General features: G+C 44.3%; 7 protein-coding genes. 4 read left to right on the plus strand and 3 right to left on the minus strand.

What is annotated here, in order from left to right; translation table 11 throughout:
* Positions 1-825, plus strand: coding sequence for a carbon-nitrogen hydrolase family protein (locus tag F972_RS11155; protein WP_004683015.1), 825 nt, complete (start codon positions 1-3; stop codon positions 823-825).
* Between the two features lie 236 nt (positions 826-1,061).
* On the opposite strand, the gene F972_RS11165 is transcribed toward F972_RS11155, so the two are convergent.
* Together F972_RS11165 and gspE are read right to left on the minus strand one after the other, a co-directional pair.
* Positions 1,062-3,251: a hypothetical protein gene (locus tag F972_RS11165; protein ID WP_004757251.1), complete on the minus strand. Its 2,190-nt coding sequence runs from the start codon at positions 3,249-3,251 to the stop codon at positions 1,062-1,064.
* A gap of 26 nt (positions 3,252-3,277) precedes the next feature.
* Positions 3,278-4,768 (minus strand): type II secretion system ATPase GspE, encoded by a 1,491-nt coding sequence (gene gspE / locus F972_RS11170; protein ID WP_004675720.1) that lies wholly within the window; start codon positions 4,766-4,768, stop codon positions 3,278-3,280.
* Between the two features lie 93 nt (positions 4,769-4,861).
* Here gspE and F972_RS11175 point away from each other — a divergent pair, with 93 nt between their 5' ends.
* Together F972_RS11175 and F972_RS11180 are read left to right on the plus strand one after the other, a co-directional pair.
* Positions 4,862-5,698, plus strand: coding sequence for a hypothetical protein (locus F972_RS11175; protein ID WP_004769802.1), 837 nt, complete (start codon positions 4,862-4,864; stop codon positions 5,696-5,698).
* Between the two features lie 9 nt (positions 5,699-5,707).
* Positions 5,708-6,625 (plus strand): mechanosensitive ion channel family protein, encoded by a 918-nt coding sequence (locus tag F972_RS11180; RefSeq protein ID WP_004769803.1) that lies wholly within the window; start codon positions 5,708-5,710, stop codon positions 6,623-6,625.
* Here F972_RS11180 and F972_RS11185 read toward each other — a convergent pair whose 3' ends face one another.
* Complete coding sequence (locus F972_RS11185) at positions 6,626-9,481, minus strand: DUF2339 domain-containing protein (protein WP_004683024.1); 2,856 nt, start codon at positions 9,479-9,481, stop codon at positions 6,626-6,628.
* A 188-nt stretch (positions 9,482-9,669) separates the two neighbouring features.
* Between F972_RS11185 and polA the strand changes: the two genes are divergently transcribed.
* On the plus strand, positions 9,670-12,450 hold the full coding sequence (polA, locus tag F972_RS11190; protein ID WP_004769804.1) for a DNA polymerase I: 2,781 nt from the start codon (positions 9,670-9,672) through the stop codon (positions 12,448-12,450).
* The last annotated feature ends 87 nt before the right edge of the window (positions 12,451-12,537 follow it).

Below are 12,537 nucleotides of genomic sequence, written 5' to 3' on the forward strand. Positions count from 1 at the left end.
ATGAGTCTGCTTTCTGTTGTACAAATGAACTCTCAAGATGACATTGAAACGAATTTCACTGTCATTGAGTCATTGATTCAGCAAAGTAAGGCCCAAGATGCTGAACTGATTGTCTTCCCTGAAAATTTTGTCTGTTTTGCCGCAGGTAAGCAACGCGAGACCGCAGCACAGTTTGAGGCTATTCAGCAACGACTGGAACAGCTTGCTCACCGCTACCAGATCTGGATTGTTGCGGGTACACTTCCCTGCCCATTTCGTCCTGATGGCTCAATCATTCAGGATGGTCGTGTGCGTACCGTCAGTTTATGCATTAGTCCTGAGCGTACAGAAGCACGTTATGACAAGATCCATTTGTTTGATGTTCAGGTGGGTGACGCTGTTGGGGGTTATCAGGAATCAAGATTTTTTGAGCCTGGTGATGAGGTTGTTGTTGCCAGAACATCTTTTGGTAATCTCGGACTAATGGTATGTTATGACTTGCGTTTTCCAGAACTCTCGTTGATGTTACGCACCAAAGGGGCGAATATTCTAACCGCGCCCGCCGCATTTACCTACACAACAGGCAAACTGCACTGGCAACTGCTGCTACAGGCACGTGCCATGGATAGCCAGTGTTTTGTTCTTGGTTCTGCACAGCAAGGCTGGCATGGGGAACAGCGTCAAACCTGGGGGCATGCAGGGATTACGGATAGTCGTGGTCAGCTTTTACAGATGATAGACACTGAGGGGCATGGTTTAGTAACCAGTGCTTTTGACCTTGATGAACAGAATGCCATTCGCCATTCCATGCCACTCATACAGCATCGCAGATTAATCAATTACTAAACACATCATAAAGCTTAGCTAATACAAAATATGTGCATACGGTAAATATCTGACCATAATGATCAACTTTTTCAAACTTTGGGCGTACCGCCATCAACGTTGTTAGAGCCGCCGACTCAGCAGAAAAATGATTGATTTTGACGATATCTTTAAGATGCGATTTTGAAGTACTCAAAATAATACGAGAAACCATAAGATTGGTTAGATCATCGATCTAACCAATCTTGCCAGATTCATTATGACGTAGATTTTGACTTAATCTTACGCAACAACCATACATCCTGTTCCCAATTTCTGAGCAGACGCTCATAACTCGCTTGCGTTTTCATTAACCTTAATGTATGTGGCGAACCTTTGCGTATGGTTTCCATCGCAAGATCAACCGTTGTATTACGAATGGCATTTTCAACCAGTGTTCGCTCAGCTTGGTTTTTCCGATAATCAAAAATTTCTTCTGTCGCTGATTGCATAAAGTCTGCAAGCATCTGCCAAACCTGTACATTATTTTGGGTATCAGGTAAAGCACGTTGCCAATCTTTAGGTGGCTGGGGTGGTTGATCTACACGTTGTTGCAAATATTGCTGACAGTAATCCATTAATTTCGCATGAATTTTGCCTATACTCTGGTTTTTCAGTAGTTGCGGAACAAGTGTCTGATGAATATATTTCCAGTCAAGATGCGTAATCATTGCCTGACTGATACAATCAATCCAAGCCTGATTGGGTGACAATTGAGCATCTAGTGCAAATAAATGTGTAAGTGCGGAACTGCTCAATTGTATTGAACCAGAACGTGGTAATTTTGCCCAATACATTGGCAACAGGTCCATCTGTATTTGAATTAATTCAGCATATTTCGTATCAGACAGCAATACACAGAACACTGCCAAGAGTTTTTCTAAAAAGCTAGGATAAATTTCTGTGGTTATTTTTTCAAAAAATTGCACATGCTCATTTTGAGGCAACCAATCCAAAAGCTTTTGCCAATATTCTGCATCAATCCGATTAAATAATAACTGCAAGTATTCATATTCAATCTTATTGAGAAAAGCTTGATGATTTTGCCAAATAAGCCAATCTACAACAGCATTGAAATGGTCGGGTTGACGGCAACGATCACCAAATCCATAATCCAGTTGTTGATTGATCGCTGCAATTTCCAGCTTGGATGCCGTTTGATTTTGAGTAAAATATGCCATCCAGCTCAGTTGAGTTGCAACATCTTGCTGTGCCAGTAATTGCACGTTTTGTTCAGGAGACCAAATCACCACTGCAGCATGATGATACCAATGTGTTAAATCAGGCCCGTAATTTCCCATAAACCCTGTAGATTCTTTCACAATTGGTTCACCCTCATCCACTGCAAATGAGGTGATTAAATCATTTTCTTCAAAGTGAATATGGCTTAAAGCAGGATATTCATTATCAAGCCAATTCTCAATATCTAAAGATTCATCATGGATTTCATCTATTTCTGCATTTTCATCACCACCCTCTTCCCCATAGCTATAATTATAGCCATCATCAACAGGCGTTCCTGATTGATAGGCAGTAACCAAACAGAGTTTAGCGTAATAGCCCATTTTCTTGGCAGCTTTGAGTAAAACATCCGCTTTATAGCGATCATTTAATTTTAAAGCATGATAGGCAAAATTTTCAGGGGTATATTGGTGTCCCAATAAAGTGATATAAGGTTGATCTGATGGGTAACGTTGAAAAATATCAACCAAATGATCAACATATTGGCTCATGGAGTGTAATTCAATTTTAGGGGCTGTTTTTTGTTGTATCAGATTATAGACCAGACATATCCGATAGCCTGATGTCAGCAGTTTGATCTCATGGTCACAATCTGCATAAAATGCAGCACAGTTTATTGTATAGTTTGCGGCATCCTGTGCAAAATCAGCAATGATTTCTTCACCATCAAACTGAATGGATAACTCGCCTCCAGTATAATGAGAGGGAAGATTGATAATCAGTGAGCCAAACATGCCTTTTTCTTTTTCAGCGTCTTTGTGGGATAAAAAGAAATCTCCCGTTTGATAAACCAATAATTTATAAGGGCTTGCTGTAATGGTATAATCTTTTAGACCTAAATCAGTTTTTATCTGTTCAAGTTGCTGATCTAAGAAACGCTGCCATTGTGGATTAGCAAACTGAAATTGTGCTGCATCAATTTGCTGTGTACGTCTCACCTGTGTATCAACAATCGTTTCACTACCTTTACCAAAAGGTGCTTGTTCTGCAACGCATAATAATGCTTTCGCGTGTATTTCATGTAGAGGGAATGAAATTTCTCCAACTCCCTCAACGTGTAAACCAGGTAATATGAAATCGTGACGTTGTATAGTGGCGAATTTTCCACTTCCTTTTAATGTTCGCAAACAGGAAAGTATTTCTGTTTTTAAGTGTTTGATTGACATATTTAAGTACTGTCTACGACCTATTCCTAAACCTCTTCACTTTGATTGGTCACTCTCAACACTTCTTCCAGAGTGGTTTTACCAGCCAAGACTTTTCTTAAGCCATCATCACGAATTGAACCTGCGTAACGGCGCGCATGGTTTTCCAGTTCATATTCAGCCGCATTGCCATGAACCAAACGACGCAAAGATTCATCCACAGGGACAATTTCATAGATTGCAGTTCGGCCACTAAAGCCAACATGAGAGCATTGCTCACACCCTTTAGGTTCAGGCAATTCCATGTGTTGATCCACATTTAAATGCTGGAAAACCTGTCGTTCAAAATCATCGGCCTTACGCCAAGTCACACAATGTGGACACAAGGTACGCACTAAACGCTGAGCAATCACACCAATCAGGGAGCTCGCCAACAAGAATGGTTCAATGCCCATATCTTTTAAGCGGGTCACTGCACCAATGGCGGTATTGGTATGTAGTGTGGAGAGTACCAAGTGACCTGTCAGTGATGCCTGTACCGCAATTTCAGCCGTCTCAAGGTCACGGATCTCCCCCACCATTACCACGTCAGGGTCCTGACGTAACATCGCTTTCAAGGCACGGGCAAAGGTCATATCCACCTTGGTATTAACCTGTGTCTGTCCAATCCCCTCAAGTTGATATTCAATTGGGTCCTCGGCCGTCAGGATATTGCGGGTATTGTCGTTGAGATCAGACAATGCCGCATAAAGTGTGGTGGTTTTCCCCGAACCTGTCGGGCCTGTCACCAAAATAATGCCATGCGGACGATGTACCAGTTGGGTCAGACGCTCATAGTCATTTTGCATTAGGCCCAGGTGGGTCATGTTTAAACGCCCAGCCTGCTTATCGAGTAAACGCATTACTACTCGCTCACCGTGAGAGGATGGCAAGGTGGATACACGCACATCAACCTCACGGCCCGCCAAACGCAGTGAAATACGGCCATCCTGAGGAATACGTTTTTCTGCAATATCCAGTTTTGCCATGACTTTAATACGTGACACCAACAACGGCGCAAGTTCACGGCGTGGCTGCACGATTTCACGCAGTTGCCCATCAACCCTCAAACGTACTGAAAGTTTTTTCTCAAAGGCCTCGATATGAATATCAGATGCACTGACACGAATCGCTTCTGACAATAACGCATTAATCAGGCGAACAATCGGCGCATCATCTTCCTGATCCATTAAGTCTTCGGCTTCAGGCACTTGATCGGCAAGGCTGAGTAAATCAGGATGGTCTTCCAGACCCGCCGCAACCTGTTGTGACTCACCCGTGTCACCCGCATAGCTGGAGCTGAGCAAGGCATGAAATTCCTGATCGCTACACAATTGATCATGGGCAGACTTCCCCAAAATTCGACGCGCTTCCTGCAAGGCAATCCGTGCGGTGTCTTTGCGTCGCACAATAAATGCCTGATCGCCCTCGTAACGTAACAAAACGCCATGTCTTTTGGCAAAACTATAAGGAATTTGTATTTGTTTAAGTATTTGCATCATACAAATAATGATAAAAAAGATGCTTGAGTGTACTCTAAGCGAGTTACAGCGTGAAGTCTGTTTAGCATACTCACACAGGAATTTTGCATCTTGTCTCAAAATAATTCATATCAAAAGCAGCAATATCAGCCGCCCCATGCCAACATTTTGAAATGGTGGGGAGAACAACAATTTGAAATTCAGCAGGCCAAGGCTTGGCAATTCGGTTCACTGTTATTTCGGCTGACCCGTGGCATTAAGGAATGGCGGCTGGAATATCATCGTCCACAATGTCAGCACGATTATGAACAACAATGGAAAATGCTGAGCGATACTGATTTTGCAATGCCCCACCCCGCAAAGATTGAACGTTATATGTTCCATAACACCCAAAGTACATTTCACTTAATGCCACGTTTGGCAGACCGTTCGGTGGTGATCAAGCCTGTAGACCCAATTTATATCCCAGCAGGTCAACGTGGAACACTTTATATCAGCACGCCCTTATGGATTGCAGGCTTGGTTGGGGGATTGACTGAACCTTTATTTGATATTCCCATCATCCAGCCGAAAGATACCTGGTTTGGAAAAGATCCCCAGCATGGTGAAATTTGTTATGCCACCTCGGTGGATGGGCGCACTGACTTAAATCTGCTCAAACCGCGTGCATTCCGTGCAGTCACTCCAATTGAGTTCCACAACACCAGCCAGCATCAACTGCGTTTTGATCGTATGAATGTTCCTGTTCCTGCTCTTCCCCTGTTCTATAGTGAAAGTACAGGTCGTTTATGGACTTCACAAATCAAAGTCTATTATGAAGGTATGGATCATCCAGCACGTATTCGGATTGAGAATAGAACCCCAACTCAAGCAGGTGAAGTGATTTATGTACATCCTCCTCGTGCGCCTGGAAGTACATTATTCAATATGTTTGATTCATTCTTTTAAGAGGTTGCTATGCCTGATTCGAATATTCCAAAGGATGTTGCTAGCAGTCTCGCCAGTATTTTCACCAATATTAACTTCGAACGTTTAAGCGAAATCGTTGTTGCGATTATTTTAGTGTTTATTGGTTTTGTAATCGCAAGACTGGTATCTAATGCCTTCATTCGTACAATTGGAAATCGTTTTAATGCCCATCAACGCTTGCTATGGCGTAGAGGGATTTTTTATTTTATTTTCCTGTTATTTATTATGACTAGCTTAAGAGAGGCTGGATTTAAACTCAGCGTGTTCTTGGGTGCAGCAGGAATTCTGACCGTTGCTTTGGGTTTTGCATCACAGACATCGGCGACCAACTTGATCAGCGGTTTATTTTTGATCGGTGAAGGTTCATTTGAAGTTGGTGATACCATTCAGATTACCCTGATTCGTGGGCAGACCATTGAGGGACAGGTGATTTCAATTGACCTGCTGTCTGTGAAACTGCTCACACTAGATAATGTCTATATTCGCCTACCCAATGAGCAACTGATTCGAACACCTGTGATGAACCTGTCCAAATATCCAATACGGCGGATTCCCATCACGCTGGCGATCAATTTCCATGAGGACATCATTAAGGTAAGGCAGGTTCTGTTGGAAGTTGCAGCCAAATATCCTTTGGTAATGGATGACCCAAAGGCAACCGTAACCGTGACCGCATTTCGGGAATCATCGATTGAATTACTGTTTTCTGTCTGGTGCCGTCAGGAAAATGCCCTAAAGGTTCGCGATGAGATGCAGGAACGGGTACGAAATGGCTTTGTGGAAAATCAGATTGAAATCCCTGTACCGAAAATGGGCTTGATTGACCGACCAATCCCGCTTGAGGATGATGAGCTTGATCAATATGCCCATCAGAAAGAACTTAAAAAAGAGCAGAAAGAGAGTTGATTAGCCCTCTTTCTGACTTTCCTCAAACGCAGGTGGCAAAGGTGCGAGATAGGCAATCACCAGCATGACCGCACCCGAACCGATAAATGAAATCACGCGCGTCAACGTACCACTTTGCGACAAATCCAGCAGTAATAATTTAGCCACCACAATGCCCAACAACGCAGCACCCACAAACCAGATTTGGCGGATATGACGGCGACTGGAAAAAGTCATCAGGATAAATGCCAGAATCACCCATAATAAAGTCAGGCTGAGCTGCACATCACCATTTGACCAAATGTCCAACCCCCACAATGGTGTACCCAGATAATGATGCATGGCACGAACCACCACGCTGCTCAACACCAATAAGCCAATTAAAATGGTGGTAACTTTAAAGCCCCACTCGACAGACTGCTCGGTGGTAAAATCATGATGATAAATAATCCAGATCATACCAACGAACATCAGCAAGGATAGAATATCCGTGAAGTTCAGCAACGGTAAAAAATAATATTGCTCAGCAGAATAGGCATCAAGGTTGACCAGCACTAGCCACAACAGGGTCAGGCACCAGACGGGAAGCTGATGTAGTAACTGTGTCCTATTCGTTTGAAACAGCCAAGCACCGTAGATAATAGGGATTATTGCAAGGGCAAGGATTGGCATCATAGGGAAAATAGCTAAACCAACACTTGCCAGACTCAACCAAAGCAATGTAGACCAAATCGCCAGATATGCTTTTGAAGAAGTGAGTTTTAAGGTTATCAGCATGATCGCCAATACAACCGAAGCTACGGCAAAGCTGAACTGGCTTAAACCACTCGGCCAATGCCAGACCGAATACACATTTGCCGCGAAACTTTCCCCATAGAGCAGGAACAGCAGACCACCCAATAAAATCAGTTGCACATTTCCCCACTGCAATTGTGATTTTAAATGAACAGCAAGGCTAAAACCAGCCATCAAAACCGTTCCAATCGCAAGATAAGGACTCAGTCCATATTGCTGCCACTGCATCAACTCAACGCCCGCAACTGCACCTGCATACAGGCCAAGCGCAAGGAAAATCCCGCTAAGCATACGTGCGCTAAAATACTTTTCAACTTCTTGGTAATGCAATAAATAAAATGCTGAAATAAATTGTGCTAAAGCATAAATCACCGTACTGAGTATTGGAAAATGATCATTTGACCAAATCTGAAAAATCAGTGCCACTGAACTGAACAATACCAAGATCACACCAATATAACGGCTCAAACGATAGCGCTCGGTTACACCCCAAACGATTAATGCGGTTCCCTGTATCACCCAGCCTGTGGAAATCCAGTGTGCACCTTTTGCCAATGGGAAAATCAGTGCGACAAAAACTACAGCAAGGATAAAGAAGCTTTTTGCCAAGATGGAAAGTTGTGGATGCTGCCGTTTAATCCACAGATTTAATGAAATATAGACAATTGCCAAGGCAACTGCCCCCAAGGTCATGGCCTGGGTGGAGTTATGCATCAGGTAGGCATGCAGTGAAAAGCCCAGTACAGGCACACTAAAAATCAGCCCCACATCCAGAATGGGTTGTAAGCGCTGGGTTTTCTGCCCTGTGTCCTGATTTAAATTTAGGTCATGGTTTTTAACCCGCAACATTAACTGGCTATAACGGACACTGAGCCAGATAAACAGCGCGATATGCAACCATAAAATCCAGTCCAGTGTAGCAAATTGCTGCGTCTTGGCATAAATTCCAATCACTGCCCCACCAATAAACATGGTGGCAAAAAAAGCGATTTGATGCAGGATTTTCCAGGGTTGAATAAAATTAACCGCTGCAACAGCTAAATTAATTAACAAGTAATAAGCAAACAGGAAAATCACATCAGGATGATTTTGTGGAATTACCAATGGCGCAAGATAGGCCATGCTCAAGGCCAGCATTGCCAAATACAAGGCTTGTTGCTTTAAGCTAAGATAAACCGTCACCAACAGTAAAATGACAAACAGAATACTGGCTGTGGTTAAACTGCCTATGACAGCAAAATGATGTGAGAAAATCAGGGTTAAAAAGACAACGGCTAAACCCACACCTTGCAAGGCAACTGCAAACAACTGGTTTTTCTTTTGCAGCCAATAGCCAGCAATGGTGGTGATAACACCCGCACTGGCAATAAATCCCAGTTTGACACCCAGACTCAATTGCCAATGTTCACTGGCAAAACGCAGTAGCAACACTACACCCACCATCAACACGGCCACAGCAACACGCAGGATTGGATTACCATGTATCATCCAGTCGAATGCAGGTTGCCACCAAGCCTGTTCTTTCGCTATGGGTGGATTGTTGGGGGATATGGAATCGTGAATATCCATATTTGGAGTTGCTGCGACATTGGCCTGCATCCACGCTGGATGCTGGGCTTCAAAACTTGGTGTAGTTGTTGGTGTGGTGTGGTCGATCTCAATATTTTGAATATTACCTAAAGCTTCTGCTTTTGAATCGGCATTTGTATATTGTTCCAGATGAAGCAACCGTGTTTGAAAGGCGCTGATGGTTTGAATCAGGCAGAGCATAAGCACCAGCAACGCACCACCTGCCAGCCACATCCATGTATTTGCATAGGCAAAAAGCGCAACCAGCGCCGCGCTATAAATCACGATGCGTTGCATTCCAATACCAGCAGACTGGGCAAAATAGCTGGGTGCCGCCTGCTCAAGCTGAAGCAAACGCTGATGAATCTCGGAAAGGATGTGTACAATAACAACTGTTAGTCCTATTGCGGCGGCAATAATCGTCCCCTGCCATTGAAATGCGATTGCACTGACGAGCAATATAGTCAAGGCAACCAGAACAATGACCATTCCCTGTTTATCTTTTTTATACATGGGTTTATATCAATTATCACAGCTTCATTGAAGCTATCTTACTTGATCATTGGATAGGCCGCTATTTTTACATACAAAATACTGCAATTTTTAAAACGACATAGATCGTCTCTGCTCAACACGACAACAGGGACAGCCACCACTTTTTCACGTAAAATAGCTGCCAGTTCATAATAAGGATTTGTGCAATGCCACCTTTTGTCCTGGTTGACGGGTCTTATTTTCTATTTCGTGCTTTTCACGCCTTACCTCCACTCACAACATCGACTGGTCTGCATACCAATGCAATCCGTGGTGCCATTTCGGCGATCCAGAAGCTGATGCGCCGTACCCAGCCCACCCATATGGCGGTGATCTTTGACACGCCAGAGCCAACATTTCGTCATAAATTATCACCGATTTACAAAGGTGATCGTCCAAGCATGCCAGAGGAATTGTCACAACAGATTCCGTATTTGCATGCCTTAATCAAAGCACAGGGTATTCCATTGTACAGCCTGCCAGGTGCAGAAGCGGATGACATTATTGGAACGCTGGCAAAACGTGCGGTGCTTGAGGGTCACCATGTGCTGATCTCAACAGGCGACAAGGATATGGCGCAACTGGTCAATGAGCATGTCAAACTGGAAGACAGCTTCAAGGACCGCGTGCTGGATGAGGCTGGCGTATATGAGAAGTTTGGCGTGCACCCGCACCAGATTATTGACTATCTCACCCTTATGGGCGATGCCTCTGATGGCATCATGGGCGTTCCAGGCGTGGGGGCGAAAACGGCTGCCAAACTGCTAAATGAATACGGTTCACTGAACAATATCATTGCCAATGTAGACCAGCTCAAGGGTAAAATCAGTCAAAATATCAAGGACAATCTGGACAACATCAAGATTGACCATCAGCTTGCCAGCATTGTCTGTGACCTTGAGCTTAATCTGGACTGGCATGAACTCAAGCTCTGCAATCCAAACGTGGACCATCTGCGTGACCTTTACACTGAACTGGAATTCCGTAACCAGTTACAGTCTTTAGATCATCCGAACAATCCAAATGGCTCTGCCTATCAACAGACTTCACAGAACATTGTGAAAGCTGCGCAAAACACTGAATCCACAGTAGCACAGGATGGTATTGCAGAAGACCATGCCAACCTTTCCAGTCAGGATGACCAGCTTGGCACAGCCAGCTATCATACGGTACTGAAACAGGAGGATTGGGACAGCCTGTTACAACGGATGCAGGAGGCCGATCACTTTGCCATTGATACAGAAACCACCAGTCTGGACTATCGTATTGCAGAGCTGGTTGGATTTTCTGTCGCCTTTGACGCAAACGATGCCTATTACATTCCATTGGCACATGACTATGAAAATGCACCTGAACAGCTTAATCGTGAAGCTGTTTTGGCACAGATCAAACCGATTCTTGAAAATGAAAACATCAGGAAAATCGGTCATCATTTAAAATACGATGCACACATCTTTGCCAATCACGGCATCATCATTCAGGGCTGGTATTTCGATACTATGCTGGCGTCTTATGTCCTGAATGCAGCGGCAACACGTCATGGTATGGATGATGTGGCACGGGTGTATCTCAGCCATCTCACCACCACTTTCGAGCAAATCGCTGGTAAGGGTGCCAAACAGAAAACCTTTAACCAGATTGAGCTTGAGGTTGCGGCACATTATGCCGCTGAAGATGCGCATGTCACCTATCGGCTGTATGAGGTGCTGTCAGCAAAGCTCCAGCCTTTCCCTGAACTGGTCAATATCCTGCATAACATTGAGATGCCTGTTGCTCGGGTATTGACGGGCATGGAAGAAGATGGAATCAAGCTGGATCATGCTTTCCTTGACCAGCTCAGTGTTGAATTTTCTGAAACCATGCAGACTCTGGAAAATCAGGCCACCGAACTGGCAGGTGAGGCATTTAATATCGCCTCACCTAAACAAGTCGGTGAAGTTTTATTTGACAAACTGGGCATCAAAGGCGGCAAGAAAACAGCAACTGGACAATACAGCACCAGTGAAAGTGTGCTGGAAAAAATTGAGCATCCGCTAGCCGAAGTGATTCTGGAACACCGTGGACTGGCAAAGCTTAAAAACACCTATACTGACCGTCTGGTTGAACAGTCACATGATACGACACATCGTGTGCATACCAGCTATCATCAGGCCTTGACCGCGACAGGCCGCCTGTCATCCACTGACCCAAACCTGCAAAACATTCCAATTCGTACTCAAATTGGCCGTCAGATTCGCAAGGCATTTATTGCACCTGAGGGGCGTGTACTGCTGGCAGCCGACTATTCACAAATTGAACTGCGCCTGATGGCACATTTCTCCCAGGATGATGCACTGGTTCATGCGTTCCAGCATGGACAGGATGTACACCGCCGTACCGCGTCTGAAGTACTGAGCATTGCCATTGAAGATGTGACCAATGACCAGCGTCGCCAGGCCAAGGCCGTCAATTTCGGCCTGCTCTATGGCATGTCGGAGTTTGGCTTGATTCGTCAATTGGGCTTTACCCGTGAAGAATCACAGAACTATATCAAGCAATATTTCCACCGCTATCCTGGTATTTATGAATATATGCAGCGTACACGTCAGCTTGCACTGGAACAGGGTTTTGTTGAGACAATACTGGGGCGCCGTTTATATACACCAGATATTGATGCACGAAATATGATGGTACGCAAGGCGGCTGAACGTGCCGCGATTAACGCACCATTACAGGGAAGCGCGGCCGATATCATTAAGATTGCCATGATTGAGGTTGATAAAATCCTGCCAAAAGATCAGGCCAAGCTTTTATTGCAGGTACACGATGAACTGGTATTTGAAGCAGATGAATCAATTGCTGAGGAGCTATCCAGACAGATTACGGATGTCATGCAGTCCGTTGTTCAGATTTCAGTTCCATTGGTGGTTGAGGTCGGACAGGGACTGAACTGGGATGCTGCCCATTAATATGTAATCATTCTTCAATAAATTTTCCCTTGCAGACAAGCATACTTTTAATGCTGCAAGGGAGATTACAATAAACGATCCATTATA

This window comes from Acinetobacter sp. CIP 102529 (genome assembly GCF_000368325.1).
GTDB classification, from domain to species: domain Bacteria; phylum Pseudomonadota; class Gammaproteobacteria; order Pseudomonadales; family Moraxellaceae; genus Acinetobacter; species Acinetobacter parvus.